Origin of the sequence: Paraclostridium tenue (assembly GCF_039521565.1) — a bacterium.
Lineage (GTDB): Bacteria > Bacillota > Clostridia > Peptostreptococcales > Peptostreptococcaceae > Paraclostridium > Paraclostridium tenue.
In genome coordinates this window covers 124986-141748 of sequence record NZ_BAAACP010000005.1, presented here as the reverse complement: position 1 = coordinate 141748, position 16763 = coordinate 124986, and the positions used below count along the sequence as shown (strand labels likewise).

Below are 16763 nucleotides of genomic sequence, written 5' to 3'. Positions count from 1 at the left end.
TTAGTTACCAAAAAAATGTAATCATGATATTATCATATTAACAATAAAAAAGGAGGTATAGTTATGAAAAATAAGAAAAAGTTTTCCTTTCCTACAGCATATACTGTAATTCTAATAGTAATGCTAATAGTAATGGGATTAACTTACATTATTCCTTCAGGTAAATATTCTAAACTTAGCTATGATACTAATAGTTCAAAATTTATAGTAGATTTACCTAATGGAGGAACGAAGGAATATCAGGGAACTCAACAAACATTAGATAAGTTAGGTGTAAATGTAGATTTAAAACAATTTACAAGTGGTTCAATATCAAAACCAGTTGCTATCCCAAATACATATGAGCAATTAAAAAAAGAAAATACAACAATATTTGGAGCAATAACAACATTTTTAAAAGCTCCGATACAGGGGTTATATGATTCTATTGATATAATAGCCTTTGTTTTAGTAATTGGAGGTTTAGTAGGTATTATCAATAGTACAGGAGCTTTTACAGCAGGGATAAATGCATTGTCTAAAGCTTTAAAAGGAAAAGAAAAATGGATGATAGTTATAATAGCTTCATTAGTAGCACTTGGTGGAACTACTTTTGGTCTAGCAGAGGAAACTATAGCATTTTATCCAATAGTTGTACCAATATTTATAGCAGCAGGGTATGATGCAATAGTTGCAATCGCTACTATATTTTTAGGTTCATGCATAGGTACAATGGTATCTACTATAAATCCATTTTCTACTGTAATAGCTTCGAATATAGCAGGTGTAACTATAGCAGATGGAATGCCTCTTAGAATATTAGCATTAGTATTAGGTATGGTAGTAACATTAATTTACATAATAAGATATGGTGAGAAAGTAAAAAAAGATCCATCCAAGTCTTTAATATACTTTCAAAAAGAAGAAATTGAGAAGAAATTTTTATCAGAAGAAAATGATGCAGAATTAGTTAAATTTACTTTCACAAAGAAATTAATGTTATTAATTTTTGGATTATCTTTTGTAGTAATGATTTATGGAGTTAAAGAATTAGGTTGGGGATTCATTGAAATGACATCTTTATTCTTTGGTGTAACATTTGTAATGTTTCCACTAACTAAGCAAAAAGAAAGTGAATTTGTATCTAATTTTGTACAAGGTGCAGCTGATTTATTAGGAGTAGCTCTTATTATAGCATTAGCTAGAGGAGTTACAATAATAATGGATGGAGGATTAATAAGTGATACTTTATTACATTCACTAAGTGGAGTAGTATCTAACATGGGTGGAGTAATATTCTCTGTAGTAATGTACTTTGTGTATATAGTTTTAGGATTCTTTATAAACTCTTCTTCAGGACTTGCAGTTTTATCTATGCCAATAATGGCACCTCTTGCAGATGTTGTAGGAGTTAATAGAGATATAATAATAACTGCATATATGTTTGGACAGGGATTAATCAGTATAATAACTCCAACAGGGTTAATATTAGCTTCTCTTGCTATGGTAGATGTAACTTATGATAAGTGGTTAAAATTTGTTTTACCACTTGTAGGAATAATAATGGCGCTATCCGTAGCAATGCTTTGTATAGGATCCTTAATATAAAGTATAAAAGGTGCTAATTTAAATTAGCACCTTTTATATATAGTAAAAAAATTATGAAATTTTAAAATTTAGCAATAAATATTGCTTTTTATTTAATTAATTGTCTTACAATACTTACGTTTAAATAAAAAGTACCGATATATGGTAATAGGCTCAAAATTTAGTTAAATAGTTTTTATAGAGGGGAGGTGTATTTATGATTATAGGAGATAAGACTTATCTTAGAAATTACGAAATAAATATACAAGATGATTTAAACAAAAGAATAAGGACAGAAAAGCAAAATAAAAGTAATAAAAAGATAAAACGAAAAAAAGGTAAAAATCCAGACAATAATATTTGTAAAGATTTAAAAAGAAAAATCAATATAGCAAATAGAAGTCAAAAAGCTATAAAAGAAAAATTAGAGTTAGCCAAATATCATGAAAATAAATTACGTAAAATGGAAGCTACTTTAAAAGAAATAAAATCAGATTGTCAAAAGAATAAAAAATATGATAAACAACAGCAAATAAAAAATAAAATAAAAATAAATAAAATAATAAAAGAAACAAATGATTTAGGGCATGAGTATAACGTAGTGAGAAACTTTTTCAATAATGATAAAAATAAGATAGCAAGTTTAAATGAAGCTTTAGCCAATATAAATCAAATAAAGAATAAGCTATCTGATTATAAGTCTAAACTACTTGATATAGAAAAATATGTAAATAGAACTAAAAAAGAGTTTGAATCAAAGGAAAAAATTATAAAAAAACATATAGAATCAGAAGAATACATAAATGAAACAATATTAATAAATCCTATAGATTTTATTTTTATTGATGATGATTTAAGTATTGGTGTTAGTATCAATATTTTTGTTTAAAATTAATATATAAATTCTTATTCTTAAAAAGGAGGTATCTTTAAAATAAAGATATCTCCTTAAAAAGCTATTCAAATATATCTAAATCTAGATTTTTAGATAATTGTTGTAGCATTTTAACCCCAGCTATACTATTTCCCATAGAATCAAGTGCAGGCCCAAATATACCAATCCCCATTTTATTAGGGACAGCACCTAAAATTCCTCCACCAACACCAGATTTAGCAGGTATACCTATATGAACAGCAAAATCTCCAGATTCATCATATAATCCACAAGTAACCATTATAGATTTAACAATAGTACAAATATCCATAGGTATTAATCTTTCATTACTCCAAGGACAAATTCCTTTATTTGCTAGTACTGAGCCTATCTTAGCTAAATCCATAGCAGTAACAGATATAGAACATTGTCTAAAATAAGAGTCAAGAATATCCTCTACATCACCATCAACAATATTGCATCCTTTCATGTGATAAGCTAAAGATCTATTTATATCTCCAGTTCTTTTTTCAGATAAATATATATCTTCAATTACATCTATATCAGGGTTATTAGTTAATTTTTTTGTAAATTCTAAAATTCTTTTAGTTCTTTCATTACTATCTTTACCTTTTACTAATGAGTTGACAACTATAGCTCCAGCATTTATGAAAGGATTAGAAGGAACAGGCTTATTGTTTATTTCCATATTAAGTATAGAATTAAAAGCAAATCCACTTGGTTCCATACCTATCTTTTTAAATACATATTCAGGACTGTTGTCCATCATAGCCATTATTAAAGTTATAACTTTGGAAGTACTTTCTATTGCAAAGACTTGGTTATAATCTCCAGCAAAGTATTCTTTATAGTTATTATTTCTTAAATCAACAATAGCTACACCTAATTGATTTTCATCAACTTGAGCTAGAGCAGGTATATAAGTGGCAACATTACCATATTTTATATACTTTTTATTTTCTTTAACTAGGGTTTCAAGTAAATCAAACATTAAAATCGCTTCCTTTTTATGAAATTTAAACCTACTATTTAATTACCCCAAAATTATTTAACAAAACTTTCTTGTAAAAATACTTAGATGTAACAGAATTCGCTATTTTTCATATTATAAATTGTAACTATTTAAAATAGTTACAGTGGTGATTATTATGATAAAAAAATTTGCAAAAAAAATCTATGATGAGTTCAAAGACTTTTATGATGAATTAGACATAATTTGTAAATATCTGATTCCTTTAGGTATATTATACTTCTTTGTTGTTTGCATATCAGTATTTAATTCGGGATTAGATGAAAAAGAACATTTTGTTACTATAAGATTAATTTTTTCTTCAATATCAGGATATATATTAGAAAAATCAACTAAAACTTGTACTTCAAATCCTAAATTATTAAAAAATAAAATTTTATTAGTTGGAAGTTTTTCTGTAATATCTACAATCGTTATTATCTTAGCATGTATAGTAGATGTGAGTGTAGATAATCAATCTCTGTTAATTATTAAAAACTTATTATTTTCATCTATAGGTTTTTTAACGAGTGCTAGTAATACATTTTTTAAAAAAGATAACTAAAAAACTATGGTCTATCATATTAATTATGATAGACCTCTTTTGGTTTTAGATTTATATTTTGGGGGCGATTAATTGAAAACTTTAAGTGTTTGTATGATAGTTAAAGATGAAGAAAAAAATATAAATAGATGTTTAGATAGTGTAAAAAAAATATCAGATGAAATTATAATCGTAGATACTGGTTCTACTGATAGAACTATTGAAATATGTAAAAATTATTATGCTAAAATAATAAAACACAAATGGAATAATGATTTTAGTGAAGCTAGAAATGTATCCATAAATTATGCAACAAAAGACTATATATTGTTTTTAGATGCAGATGAAGAAATACCTAAAGAAGACTTAATTAAAATAAAAAATTTATTAAGTAGTAAAAATTTATCTGAAGGATACTTTTTAAGACTTATAAATATAATAAATAAAATCGAGGTTGGAGATTATACAGTTTTTAGGTTGTTTAAAAATAATAAAAATTATAAGTTTAAGGGAAAAATACATGAACAAATAGCAAATTCAATACAAAAATACAATAAATACAATTGTTTTAAATTTTTAGATATACGTATATTTCATTATGGGTATGATCCAAATACAACTGATATACAAAGTAAATATAAAAGAAATATAAACATATTAAAAAGTTATGAAGAAAAAGAAAAGGACACTTATTATTACTATATTTTAGGTAATGAGTATTCAAGAATAAAAGACTTTGAAAATGCAATAGCTTCCTATGAAAAAGCTATTAATGAACTTGATATGAAATACAACTATATATTTTATCCATGCTTAATATTAAATACAGTCAAAGCCTATTCAAATACCAAACAGTTTTATAAGTCATTAAGATTTATAGAAAATGTAAAAGCTACAACCCAAAATTTTAAAGACTTGTACTTTATGGAATGTTTAGCCTATATAGAGTGTGGTAATGTAAGTAAGGCTTTAGAGTCTATTAATAATTATATAAATTGTCCATTTGAAAAAAAATATCCAAATAATCATTTTGATAATATTTATGATATAAATGAAATGAAAAATAGGCTTATACGTGCGAGTATAGATTTCTAAAAGAAAATTCTAATTACTAAGATATAGATTCAATTAACTTAAATTACTATGAATGATGGTATAAATTTTTTAGTAGTAAATGTATAATCTAATATAGCAAAGTAATAATTATATAATTCCAAAACTTATATATTTACTATATACATAATAATAATATAACGCTTTAATAATAATTATAAAAATGATAAATTAATATACAAGAATTACCTAAAGGAGAAATAATATGAAGAAACTAATGATAATAGAAGATTCTCAAGTTATAAGAGAAGAACTAAAATCACTGCTTATAAGATATGGATATGAAGTTATTACTTCTGAAAACTTTGAAAATATCATAGAAGATATAAAAAAAGAAAGTCCAGATCTTATACTATTAGATATAAATTTACCAGTATATGATGGGTTTTATATATGCAGAGAAGTAAGAAAAAACTTAAATATACCTATAATAATAGTAACGAGTAGAGATAGTGAAATAGATGAACTTATGAGTATTAACTTAGGAGCAGATGATTTTGTAACTAAACCTTATAATACACAAATATTACTTGCTCGCATAGGTGCAGTAATAAAAAGAACATATAGTGATAGCTCAAATACTGATATATTAACATATAAAGATTTAAATCTTGATTTATCTAAAGGAATAATAACTGCTTTTGATAAAAGTGTAGAATTAAGTAAAAATGAAATGAAGATATTAGCATATCTTATGAAAAATAAAGAAACAATAGTATCTAGAGATGAATTGATGAATTATATGTGGAATTCAGATGTATATATAGATGATAATACTTTATCTGTAAATATGACTAGGATAAGAAAGAAACTAGAAGAATTAAGTTTAAAAGATTATATAGAGACTAGAAGAGGATTAGGGTATATAATGAAATGAAGCTAAGTGAATATTTAAAAGATAGGTTGGTATTTTTAATTATTAATGTATTATTATTTTTTATAATGTCTATAGCTCTTTTAGCAACTAAAACTAGTGTTCAAATTATATTTTTAATTTTTGTAATATGGTTTGCTCCATTTATAACTTATATGATTTTTGATTTTGTAAGTCAAAAGAAATACTATGATAACATTGTTGGAATATGTGAAAACTTAGATAAAAAGTATTTATTATCAGAAGTTATAGATAAACCAAGACGTTTACATGAAAAAATAGTTTATGATTTGTTAAAAGAAACTAATCGTTCTATGAGAGATAATATAAATTACTATAAAAATATGCAAAATGACTATAAAGAATATATAGAAACTTGGGTACATGAAATAAAAACACCTATAGCTTCTACTATGTTATTTATAGAAAATAACTCTGATACAATACCATTTCATATAAAATCAGAAATTCAAAAAATAGAAGATTATGTAGAACAAGTATTGTATTATTCAAGAAGTAATGATGTTAATAAAGATTATATAATTAAAAACTTTAATTTAGAAAATATAGTAAGAAAAGTTATAAGAAAAAATGCTAGAGATTGTATAAGTAAAAAAATTGCTATAAATGTTGAAAATATTAATAATATAATATATAGTGACTCAAAATGGGTAGAATTTATGATAAATCAGATAATGGTAAACTCTATAAAATATTCTAAAAGTAAAAATGCGAGAATAAATATAAACTCCGTTTTAAATAAAAATAATATAGTATTAACAATAACTGATAACGGAGTAGGTATAGAAGAAAAAGATGTGCCTAGAGTTTTTGAAAAAGGATTTACAGGAGAAAATGGAAGAAAATATTCAAAGTCAACAGGTATAGGTTTATATTTATGTAAAAAATTATGTGATAAATTAGGTCTTAATATAAATCTAACTTCGAAAAAAGATGAAGGAACTAGTGTAAGTATAGTATTTCCAGTAAATAATGAAATATTTAAATAAAGATAAAAATAGGTATGTATAAAAATGCATACCTATTTTTATTAAGTTAATATTATTATTGATGTGGAGATGATATATGTTATACAATATATATAACAATATAAATGAAAAATTTATATACTAAGAGAGGTGATAAATTTGATATTAAACTTAGACTTTAATAGTGATAAACCTATATATATACAAATAAGAGAAGAAATAATAAAATCAATAGCTAAAGGTGATTTAGAGATAAATGAATCACTACCATCAGTTAGAGCATTAGCAGATGAAATAGGTATAAACTTACATACAGTAAGTAAAGCATACAATTTACTTAAAGATGAGGGCTATATAAATATAGATAGAAGAAAAGGGGCTATAGTAAATAATCTACCTATAAAAAAAGATGAATCTAACTTTAATAATATTAAAGAACAAGTAGAGCTTTTGGTTGCAGAAAGCTATTTAAAAGGGATAGAACAAGATGAATTTATTGACTTATGTGAAAATTATTTTAAAATTTATGGGGTGAAAAAATAATGGAAAATATGGTAGGTTTTTTTATATTAATTCCTATACTAATATTTACACATTTAATTATAGTATATATACAAATGTTAAGTGGAAAAAATTATTTTTATGGAGTATACGTTAAAAATATAGATTTAAATGAAGATGATAAAAAGTGAATAGATAAAAGTTATAAAAGAAAAATGAATTATATTTCAATGCTTATAATAATTTTAAGCATTTTAATAATTAAAACATTTGGAAGTGAAACTATTGTAATTCCAATAGCATTAATAACTTATATAGGTCTTAGTTTTTGGCATTTAAGAGATAGTTATATAGAGGTAAAGAATATAAAAACTCAATTAATATCTTATTCTAGTGGGGAATCTATTCAAAAACAGAGTAAGCAAAGTGTTGCTATAGATACTAAATTTATAAATGAAAAAGAAAAGCTTAAAAGAAAGTTTAAAATATTATTTGGTATATGTATAGCTATATCTATAATGTCATTTTTATATGTAGCTATAAACTACAACAGTTTGCCACAAACAATACCAATACACTGGGGAATAGATGGTAAACCAGATGCTTACGCTCCAAAGAATTTTAAAAATGTATTTTTTATAAATATAGTAGATTTGGGTATGGTATTAATGCTTAGTTATATGGGAGTAGGAATAATAGGATATAGAAGCTATATAGATACTCAAAATAAAGAAGAAAATAGAAAGAAAGCTTTAAAATATTTAAATAATATAGGCTATTCATTGTTTATTATAACTATAAGTATGCAATTAGCAACTTCTATAAACCCTATACTTACGGTTAGTAATATGAGTATGCCAGTGCCATTAGTTTTTATAACTATATTTATACCGATAATAGTAAGTATATTTTTAACTTATAGCTTTATAATGTTATCATCACTAAAAGCAAAAAATAAGAATACTTACATGATAGAAAGTGATGATGAAAAATGGATATATGGATTTATATATTACAATAAAGAAGACCCCTCGCTTATGGTAGAAACAAGATTAGGAGCTGGATGGACATTTAATATGGCTCATAAATCAGCTAAAATTATAACTATATTTTTAATTTTAATATTTATATTTAGTTTAACAGCATTTTAAAAATATAAGATATTATTAGAAAAATAAAGATCAAGTGAAAAATAATATAAAAAGTAATTAAAACAAAACTACCTAGATAATTTATTAATTAAATTTAAAGGTAGTTTTATTTATTTTACTATACTTACCAAATTGTAAGATTAATTAAATTTTTCTGTAAGGCTTTTTTTCAAAAATAAGTGTAAAATAAATTCATGATAATAAACTAGGAGGAAAAAAATGAAAAACATATTAAATGTAGAAAATATAGAAAAATACTACGGAAATAAAGATAATATAAGTAAAGCAATAGATAATATAAGCTTTAGTGTACTTGAAGGAGAATTTGTTGGAATAATGGGACCTAGTGGCAGTGGTAAAACTACTTTACTTAACTGTATATCAACAATAGATAATGTTTCTAGTGGAAAGATAATAATAAATAATCAAGATATAACAAAACTTAAATCAAAGAAATTAGATAAATTCAGACAAAATGAATTAGGATTTATATTCCAAGATTTTAATTTATTAGATACTTTAACTGCATATGAGAATATAGCATTAGCACTTACTATTAAAGGCGAAAAAAGTTCTTTAGTAGATTCAAAAATAAAAGAAGTATCAAAGTATCTTGAGATAGAAAAAGTACTTAATAAGTACCCGTATCAAATGTCTGGAGGGCAAAAACAAAGAGTAGCTTCAGCTAGAGCTATAGTTACAAATCCATCATTAGTATTAGCAGATGAACCAACAGGAGCACTTGATTCTAAATCTGCAAGATTATTACTTGAAAGATTTGAAAGTTTAAATAAAGAATTAAAGACAACTATACTTATGGTAACTCATGATTCTTTCACTGCGAGTTATGCACACAGAATACTGTTTATAAAAGATGGTAAGATATTTAATGAGTTAGTTAGAGGAAATGATAGTAGAAAAGAATTTTTCAATAGAATAATGGATGTAATAACCTTACTTGGAGGTGATGAGAATGTATTCTAAAATTGCCTTTGGTAATGTAAAAAAAAGTTTTAAAGACTATAGTATATACTTTCTAACTTTAACGCTTTCAGTTAGTATATTTTATAGCTTTAACTCTATAGAATCTCAAAAAGCCATACTTGAAATGAATCAATCTACATCTAATACTATAGATATGCTATCCTATTTAATAGGAGGCTTATCAGTATTTGTTTCTGTTATTTTAGGAGGTTTAATATTATATGCGAATAACTTTTTAATAAAAAAGCGTAAAAAAGAACTAGGAATATATATGACATTAGGCATGGGAAAATTTAAAATATCTAAGATATTAGTACTTGAAACAATTATAGTAGGTATAGCATCATTAATTAGTGGTTTATTAATTGGATTTGTCCTTAGTCAAGGATTATCAGCTTTAACATCTAAATTATTTGAAGCTAATATGAGTGAATATAAATTTATAATTTCACAAAGTGCAATTATAAAAACTATTATTTACTTCGGTATAATGTTTTTATTAGTAATGATATTTAATAGCATAATAATATCTAAATATAAAATAATAGACTTATTAACAGCTGGTAGAAAAAATGAAAATATAAAGTTTAAAAATCCATTAATATATTTAATTACTTTTATATTATGTATTTTATCTTTAGGATTTGCTTATAAATTTATTATCGATGTAGGTTTAAATATTAAAAATCCTAAATTTATGATATCAATAATTCTTGGAGTTTTAGGTACATTATTATTTTTCTATAGTTTAGCAGGAGCACTTCTTTTTGTAGTTAAAAAGAATAAGAAAATATATTTTAAAGGCTTAAATATATTTATAATTAAACAACTAAATAGTAAAATTAATACAAACTTTTTATCAGTATCAGTAATATGCTTAATGTTATTTTTAACTATAGGTATATTATCAACTGGAATGAGTTTAAAAAATGCTTTAGAAAGTAGCCTAAAAAATACTACACCTTTTGATGCAAGTGCTATTATGTATATAAATAAAGATGATAAAATAAAAAGTATAAAAGAATCTTTATCTGCTCTTAATTTTAAGTTTGATAACTCTGAAACTTATGTGTATTTTAATACATATACTTCTAAAGTTACATTTAATGATATTTTAGGTAAAAATACAGTTAGTTCAAGTGAAAAGATATTAACTGGATTAGGTGATGAAAAAATAGGATTTATAAAACTTTCAGATTATAATAATATAAGAAAGTTAGAAGGAAAAGACTCAGTTAACTTAAAAAATAATCAAGTTTTATTAATGTCCAATAATAATACAGTACTAAATATGATAAATAAGTCTTTAGAAAAAAATAGAACTGTGAAGATAGATGGAAAAGATTATATTATACGAAATAAAGAACCAATAAAAGATGCTCTTCGCTCTACAGGTTTTGCAGATAATTTATTAACGTTAGTAGTTAATGATAATTTGACTAATAATTTACCAATTCAAACATCTAATTTAGATGTTAACTTTAAAGGAGATTATAACAAGTCAGAAGAGAAGTTCTTTAAATTATTTAACGATTTTATGGATTGTAAGATGAATTATGATAAGTTTGGCTATGTGCATGGTTATACTAAAAAAGCTATATACGAAGATAATAAAGGATCGGTTACCATAGTACTATTTACAGGAATATATCTAGGAATAGTGTTCTTAATCTCTAGTATGGCAGTTTTAGCACTTCAACAACTGTCAGAAGCTAGTGATAGTATAAATAGATATAAAGCTCTTAAAAAGTTAGGTGCAAATGATAAAATGATAAATAAAAGCATATTTGTTCAAACATTAATATACTTTAGTTTGCCGGTATCCCTTGCTTTCATCCATTCAATTGTAGGTATAAAAGTAGTTAATGAATTTATAGCTTTATATGATAAACCAGATATAGGTGGTTCTTCATTATTTACAGCTATAGTATTTATAGTAATATATACTGGATATTTCTATGCAACATATACAGGATACAAAAATATAGTTAAAATTATTTAAAAAGCACTTTAAATTATTTTAAAGTGCTTTTTTATTATAAATTTTCATCAGTAAAAGTGATATAATTATATAATAAATAAATTAATAAGGGGGTAGTAATATGTTTGAATCAAATCGTAAAAATTTAGTAAAAAATATGAAAGAAAACTCACTTCTTATGATGTTTGCAGGGGATGCTCCATATAGAAGTGCTGATCAAAAATATAAATTTACACCAAATAGAAACTTTTATTATTTAACAGGGATAGATGATACTAAAGTTATATTAACTATACTAAAAACTGAAAATGAAGTAGTTGAAACAGTTTTTGTTCAAAGAGAAGATGAACTTATGGCAAAATGGATAGGAAGATCCATAAATAAAAAAGAAGCAAGTGAAGTAAGTAAAGTAAAAACTATTAAATATTTAGATGAATTTGAAGCTGTAATTTCATCTTACATAAATAGATTAGGTATAGATAAAATATATCTTGATCTTGAAAGACAATCTATAGATATACAATCAACACAATCTCAAGATATGGCAAATAAATTAAGACTGAAGTATCCATATTTAAAAATTAAAAATATATATCCTAAAATAGTTAAGCTTAGAATGGTTAAATCTGATAAAGAAATAGAAATAATTAAAAAAGCTATAAGTATAACTAAAGAAGGAATAATATCTATGGCTAAAAATATTAAGCCTAATATGAAAGAGTATGAGGTTGAAGCATACTTTGATTTTGAAATAAAAAGGTTAGGTGCGTCTAGTCATGCATTTAACACAATTTGTGCTTCAGGTAAAAATGCTACAGTACTTCATTATGAAGATAATAATCAAGCTTCAAAAGATGGCGATTTAATATTATTTGATTTAGGTGCAGAGTTTGATTACTATTGCTCAGATATATCAAGAACTATTCCTATTAATGGAAAATTTACAAAAAGACAAAAACAAATTTATTCAATAGTATTATCGGCTATGAAGGAGGTAGAAAAAGAAGCTAAACCAGGTTTAAAACTAAAAGATTTAAATGATATAGCTAAAAAAGTATTAGCTAAGGGATGTATGGATATAGGACTTATTGAAAAAGAAGAAGAAATATCTAAATACTATTTCCATTCAGTGAGTCATTCACTAGGTCTTGATACTCATGATGTATGGGATTTTAATAGTAAATTAGAGTGTGGTGCAGTTATAACTAATGAGCCAGGTCTTTATATTGAAGAAGAAGGAATAGGTATACGTCTTGAAAATGATTTATTAATAGTAAAAGATGGTTGCGTAAATTTATCGAAAGATATACCTGTTGAAATAGAAGATATAGAAAATTTAATGAAACAAAAATAAAATTACCACAAATAAATTTTTTTAAAATAGTGTAATATAATTTCTTTTTTTTGAAACTATAAGTTTATGAAAGAAAGGAGATACACTTATGAAAAATTTTATAGAAGAATTTAAAGAATTTGCTGTTAAAGGAAACGTAATAGATCTTGCAGTCGGTGTTGTTATAGGAGGTGCATTTTCTAAGATAGTTACCTCTTTAGTTAATGATATTATAATGCCTGTAGTTGGTATATTAACTGGAGGCATAAATTTTTCAGAATATAAAATAACTTTAAAAGAAGCTATTGGTAATTTACCAGCAGTTACTTTAAACTTAGGTAATTTTATACAAACAGCAGTTAACTTTTTAATAATATCATTTTGTATTTTCTTATTTATAAAACTTATAAATAAGATGAAGATTTCTAATAATAAAGTAGAAGATTCTTCAAGTAAGGAAAAGTCATCTTCAGAAGAAGTTTTATTGCTAAGAGATATAAAAGACTTGTTAAAGAAAAAATAAATTTCAAAATAAGGGTATATAGTTTAGACATATACCCTTATTTTTGCTTATCTTAATTATTTATAAATTTATCAATATTATTAAATTATTTTAAAAAAGTCTTAAGTTTATATATGAAGTATTGATAAATTAAAATTTATTTTTTGCATAATATATGGTATGATATAAATATTATTTTAATATGAAACACTTTAAAATATTAAAGGGGTGCCATAACATGAAGAAAAGTAATTCAATCAAAAGAACAATGTCCTTTATGCTTATATTCAGTATTGTATATACAGTTTTTGAGGCTGATTTATTGTTTTTAACTCCAATATTAACGGTATTAATACCATTTAGATTTATGAGAAGCAAAGAAAATACAGATAAGGCTTTTTTTGATAATCAAAAAACTTTAACTAGATTATTATTATTTAACTTTATTTGTATTGAATTAGTAAGTTTAGTAACTCAAAATGGAAACTATGCAACATTTAATATAAGTGTAATGATGCTAATTTACTTAATATATTTTAAGATGTTGTCATTTAATGAGAAAAAGGTTTTGACACTAAAAAACAATCCACAAGCTGTATACGAAAAAATGAAACTAAAAATAGACACTTTAGAAAGTGTGTATAATAAAGGGTTAGAAGAATTAGAAAATACAGAGGATGAAAAGGTTAAGATGTCAATGAAGTCTAAATTAGACAAACTAAATGTAAAAATTAATACGTCAAAAAAGCAACTTGCTATTATAGAATCTATTATAAATTCTGAAAAAAATAGTAAATAAAAAGGTGAACTCATATGAGTTCACCTTTTATAGTCTATCTATATTATTAAACTTGAAATCCTAAGTATAACTCAAATATACAAGATATTATAAAATATATACCTATTATATATGGAGTTGCTAAAAGTGTTACAATTGGATTTGATAATATTAATAAACCAAGTATTATAAGTATTACATTATATAAAGTATTAGTATTAAAACCTATATTTTTTCTTTTAATTGACATTATTAATAGGTATATACCTCTTATTAATGCCCATACGCCATAAAATAGTATTAATGTTTCTGTAGTTGATATAGGTGTAAACCAAACTATAATCCCAAATAGGATGTTTATAATACCGCTAAATATGTAATATGCTTTTTCAGTAGTTTTAAATGCTCTTATTATAGTAAATATACCTATTATAATTAACATTATACCTGCTACTGTTGTAAAACTAAAGTAAGATTCTATTGGATTTATAAAAAATAATATACCTATTATTCCAAATAGAATTCCTTCTAATATTAATGTTGCTTCTAATTTTGAATCTTTTTTCATAGTATTTCATCTCCTCGCAAATGAATATACCCACTAGTCATATATTAATAAACATATTAGTCTTAAGTTTTAATATTTTAAAAGTTAAAAAAATTGCTTATAGAATTTATAAATGAATAAAAATAAATATTAAAATTCATTATTATAATTTACAATATTAAGATTTATAAAAAATTATTGATTTTATACTATAAATATTTAACAGTAACTTATAACTTTTTTGATTTATGAATGATTCAAGTATTAAAATTTAATAATCAAAAAAATTAAACTTTAATACTTTATTTATAAAAATGACTATTTCAAATAAATAAATGAAAAGTTTATTTTGAAATAGTCATTTTAAATTATTTATTATGTTTTTCAGGATGACAATTTTTAGAATATATCTCAGGTGATTTTTTTAAAGTAGATGTCCATTGGTTGTCATTTTCATCTTTTTGTTTTATACCTGTTTTGCTTGTTAACGAGTTAATTCCACTAGCCCATTGATTGTTAGTTTCTGTTTTAGACTTTTTATTCATTTTTAAATCTCCTTTTATAGGTGTTTTACTTATTTTAAACATATACTTATAATTATATACTTATTGCTATTTATGTTTGATTTTATAAGAAAACTTAATGTGAATTTATTTTCAAAACTATTGACACTTAATAGGGTTTAATGTTTATAATAAAACGATATGAATTTACAATTAAATAGGAGGCTAAGATGAAAATAGATTGGAACAGTAAATATACAACAATATCTATATACTCATTTATAGTTGTTTGCTGTAGTATTATTTTTTATCGAATAATTTGGGATACAAGTATGTTTGCGGGTAAAGTAAGTGAGATTATATCGACTTTGCAACCGTTTATAATAGGTGGAGTTATAGCTTACCTATTAAACTTTATATTAGTATTTGTGGAAGATAAACTACTAAGCAAAGAAAATTTTAAAAATCTCAAACCTAAAAGTAAAAGGGCTTTAGGCCTGTTAGTTACATATATAGTAGCTTTCATGTTAATTTATTTATTTGTACAATTTGTATTACCTCAATTGGTATCAAGTATAATGGGATTAGTTAATGATATACCAACATACATAGCTAATTTATCAGACCTTATAACTAGCTATACACATGATTTAAATGTTAATAAGGAACAACTAAACTTAGCAGTTGACAAACTTACTGACCTTATTAATTATTTTATATCAGTTGCAGCTGGTTTAATTCCTGTATTAGGTGAAGCCTTAAGAATAGTAGCCTCTAGTGTTTGGAATATAATACTTGGGTTTATAGTTTCAATTTACTTACTTATTGATAAAGAAAAGTTTTTTGGCTTAGGTAGAAAAGTTGTATTTGCTGTATTTAGTGAAAAGCGTGCAAAAAGAACTTTAGAATTAGTTGATAGAAGTAATGATACTTTTGGTAGATTTTTAAGTGGTAAAATAATAGACTCTGCTATAATTGGTGTTTTAACATTTATTGTTCTTACAATATTTAAAATGCCATATGTATTATTAATATCAGTTATAATAGGTATAACTAACATAATACCATTTTTTGGGCCATTCTTTGGAGCTATTCCTGCAACGATAATAATATTATTTGTATCTCCTGTAAAAGCCTTATGGTTTATACTTATAATAATTATTATTCAACAAATAGATGGAAATATTATAGGACCTAAAATATTAGGTGATTCTATAGGTATATCTGCATTTTGGATATTATTTTCATTATTAGTTGCAGGTAAGTTTTTAGGTTTAGTTGGTATGATTATAGGAGTTCCTTTATTTGCTATAGTATATTCTATTATAAAAGAAGTAGTAGAAGAAAAGCTAGATAAAAAGGGACTTCCTATAGATACTAAAGATTATATGAATAAATAATTTTAAAATATCTATCTAAAATTAATTTTAGATAGATATTTTTTATTTTATAAAAAAGTTTGGCTTCATATGTATTATATATATAATATTTTT

The 16763-nt window shown here is 23.9% G+C and carries 18 protein-coding genes; 15 read left to right on the top strand and 3 right to left on the bottom strand.

What is annotated here, in order from left to right:
- Window positions 1-63 precede the first annotated feature (63 nt).
- Both ABFX13_RS05725 and ABFX13_RS05720 read left to right on the top strand, forming a co-directional pair.
- On the top strand, window positions 64-1587 hold the full coding sequence (locus tag ABFX13_RS05725) for a YfcC family protein (protein WP_346043700.1): 1524 nt from the start codon (window positions 64-66) through the stop codon (window positions 1585-1587).
- A 196-nt stretch (window positions 1588-1783) separates the two neighbouring features.
- A complete protein-coding gene (locus tag ABFX13_RS05720) occupies window positions 1784-2455 on the top strand; it encodes a hypothetical protein (RefSeq protein ID WP_346043698.1) in 672 nt (223 codons plus the stop codon).
- 67 nt (window positions 2456-2522) lie between these two features.
- Here ABFX13_RS05720 and glsA read toward each other — a convergent pair whose 3' ends face one another.
- Entirely contained in the window at window positions 2523-3452 is a 930-nt protein-coding gene (gene glsA, locus ABFX13_RS05715) for a glutaminase A (protein WP_346043696.1), read from the bottom strand.
- A gap of 157 nt (window positions 3453-3609) precedes the next feature.
- Here glsA and ABFX13_RS05710 point away from each other — a divergent pair, with 157 nt between their 5' ends.
- From ABFX13_RS05710 to ABFX13_RS05655, 12 genes are all read left to right on the top strand, one after another.
- Window positions 3610-4035, top strand: coding sequence for a hypothetical protein (locus ABFX13_RS05710; protein ID WP_346043694.1), 426 nt, complete (start codon window positions 3610-3612; stop codon window positions 4033-4035).
- A gap of 72 nt (window positions 4036-4107) precedes the next feature.
- Window positions 4108-5109 (top strand): tetratricopeptide repeat-containing glycosyltransferase family 2 protein, encoded by a 1002-nt coding sequence (locus ABFX13_RS05705; RefSeq protein WP_346043692.1) that lies wholly within the window; start codon window positions 4108-4110, stop codon window positions 5107-5109.
- Between the two features lie 223 nt (window positions 5110-5332).
- Window positions 5333-6004, top strand: a complete 672-nt coding sequence (locus ABFX13_RS05700) for a response regulator transcription factor (RefSeq protein WP_346043690.1) — start codon at window positions 5333-5335, stop codon at window positions 6002-6004.
- Complete coding sequence (locus ABFX13_RS05695) at window positions 6001-7011, top strand: sensor histidine kinase (protein ID WP_346043686.1); 1011 nt, start codon at window positions 6001-6003, stop codon at window positions 7009-7011. Before ABFX13_RS05700 ends, ABFX13_RS05695 begins: the two co-directional genes overlap by 4 nt.
- Before the next feature lie 138 nt (window positions 7012-7149).
- A complete protein-coding gene (locus ABFX13_RS05690) occupies window positions 7150-7533 on the top strand; it encodes a GntR family transcriptional regulator (RefSeq protein ID WP_346043684.1) in 384 nt (127 codons plus the stop codon).
- Window positions 7533-7682, top strand: a complete 150-nt coding sequence (locus ABFX13_RS05685) for a hypothetical protein (RefSeq protein ID WP_346043680.1) — start codon at window positions 7533-7535, stop codon at window positions 7680-7682. Before ABFX13_RS05690 ends, ABFX13_RS05685 begins: the two co-directional genes overlap by 1 nt.
- 24 nt (window positions 7683-7706) lie before the next feature.
- Window positions 7707-8642, top strand: coding sequence for a DUF1648 domain-containing protein (locus ABFX13_RS05680; protein WP_346043678.1), 936 nt, complete (start codon window positions 7707-7709; stop codon window positions 8640-8642).
- A gap of 219 nt (window positions 8643-8861) precedes the next feature.
- Complete coding sequence (locus ABFX13_RS05675) at window positions 8862-9626, top strand: ABC transporter ATP-binding protein (RefSeq protein ID WP_346043675.1); 765 nt, start codon at window positions 8862-8864, stop codon at window positions 9624-9626.
- Entirely contained in the window at window positions 9616-11628 is a 2013-nt protein-coding gene (locus ABFX13_RS05670; protein WP_346043672.1) for an FtsX-like permease family protein, read from the top strand. The genes ABFX13_RS05675 and ABFX13_RS05670 overlap by 11 nt, the downstream gene beginning before the upstream one ends.
- A gap of 100 nt (window positions 11629-11728) precedes the next feature.
- A complete protein-coding gene (locus ABFX13_RS05665; protein ID WP_346043670.1) occupies window positions 11729-12961 on the top strand; it encodes an aminopeptidase P family protein in 1233 nt (410 codons plus the stop codon).
- Between the two features lie 88 nt (window positions 12962-13049).
- Window positions 13050-13463 (top strand): large-conductance mechanosensitive channel protein MscL, encoded by a 414-nt coding sequence (gene mscL / locus ABFX13_RS05660; RefSeq protein WP_346043668.1) that lies wholly within the window; start codon window positions 13050-13052, stop codon window positions 13461-13463.
- Window positions 13464-13680: 217 nt separating this feature from the next.
- Window positions 13681-14241: a hypothetical protein gene (locus ABFX13_RS05655; RefSeq protein WP_346043666.1), complete on the top strand. Its 561-nt coding sequence runs from the start codon at window positions 13681-13683 to the stop codon at window positions 14239-14241.
- 46 nt (window positions 14242-14287) lie between these two features.
- On the opposite strand, the gene ABFX13_RS05650 is transcribed toward ABFX13_RS05655, so the two are convergent.
- Together ABFX13_RS05650 and ABFX13_RS05645 are read right to left on the bottom strand one after the other, a co-directional pair.
- The gene (locus tag ABFX13_RS05650) at window positions 14288-14788 is read right to left on the bottom strand and encodes an HdeD family acid-resistance protein (protein WP_346043664.1); all 501 of its coding nucleotides are present in this window, start codon (window positions 14786-14788) and stop codon (window positions 14288-14290) included.
- Window positions 14789-15135: 347 nt separating this feature from the next.
- On the bottom strand, window positions 15136-15312 hold the full coding sequence (locus ABFX13_RS05645; protein WP_346043661.1) for a hypothetical protein: 177 nt from the start codon (window positions 15310-15312) through the stop codon (window positions 15136-15138).
- 188 nt (window positions 15313-15500) lie between these two features.
- Between ABFX13_RS05645 and ABFX13_RS05640 the strand changes: the two genes are divergently transcribed.
- Complete coding sequence (locus ABFX13_RS05640; RefSeq protein WP_346043659.1) at window positions 15501-16670, top strand: AI-2E family transporter; 1170 nt, start codon at window positions 15501-15503, stop codon at window positions 16668-16670.
- Window positions 16671-16763: the final 93 nt, after the last annotated feature.

Bases quoted from the DNA above. Each gene is read 5' to 3' on its own strand.
- mscL (WP_346043668.1), top strand. From the start codon at position 13,050: ATGAAAAATTTTATAGAAGAATTTAAAGAATTTGCTGTTAAAGGAAAC.
- ABFX13_RS05640 (WP_346043659.1), top strand. From the start codon at position 15,501: ATGAAAATAGATTGGAACAGTAAATATACAACAATATCTATATACTCA.
- ABFX13_RS05655 (WP_346043666.1), top strand. From the start codon at position 13,681: ATGAAGAAAAGTAATTCAATCAAAAGAACAATGTCCTTTATGCTTATA.
- ABFX13_RS05665 (WP_346043670.1), top strand. From the start codon at position 11,729: ATGTTTGAATCAAATCGTAAAAATTTAGTAAAAAATATGAAAGAAAAC.
- ABFX13_RS05695 (WP_346043686.1), top strand. From the start codon at position 6,001: ATGAAGCTAAGTGAATATTTAAAAGATAGGTTGGTATTTTTAATTATT.
- ABFX13_RS05685 (WP_346043680.1), top strand. From the start codon at position 7,533: ATGGAAAATATGGTAGGTTTTTTTATATTAATTCCTATACTAATATTT.
- ABFX13_RS05710 (WP_346043694.1), top strand. From the start codon at position 3,610: ATGATAAAAAAATTTGCAAAAAAAATCTATGATGAGTTCAAAGACTTT.
- ABFX13_RS05670 (WP_346043672.1), top strand. From the start codon at position 9,616: ATGTATTCTAAAATTGCCTTTGGTAATGTAAAAAAAAGTTTTAAAGAC.
- ABFX13_RS05680 (WP_346043678.1), top strand. From the start codon at position 7,707: ATGAATTATATTTCAATGCTTATAATAATTTTAAGCATTTTAATAATT.
- ABFX13_RS05720 (WP_346043698.1), top strand. From the start codon at position 1,784: ATGATTATAGGAGATAAGACTTATCTTAGAAATTACGAAATAAATATA.
- ABFX13_RS05675 (WP_346043675.1), top strand. From the start codon at position 8,862: ATGAAAAACATATTAAATGTAGAAAATATAGAAAAATACTACGGAAAT.
- ABFX13_RS05650 (WP_346043664.1), bottom strand. From the start codon at position 14,788: ATGAAAAAAGATTCAAAATTAGAAGCAACATTAATATTAGAAGGAATT.
- ABFX13_RS05725 (WP_346043700.1), top strand. From the start codon at position 64: ATGAAAAATAAGAAAAAGTTTTCCTTTCCTACAGCATATACTGTAATT.
- ABFX13_RS05645 (WP_346043661.1), bottom strand. From the start codon at position 15,312: ATGAATAAAAAGTCTAAAACAGAAACTAACAATCAATGGGCTAGTGGA.
- ABFX13_RS05700 (WP_346043690.1), top strand. From the start codon at position 5,333: ATGAAGAAACTAATGATAATAGAAGATTCTCAAGTTATAAGAGAAGAA.
- glsA (WP_346043696.1), bottom strand. From the start codon at position 3,452: ATGTTTGATTTACTTGAAACCCTAGTTAAAGAAAATAAAAAGTATATA.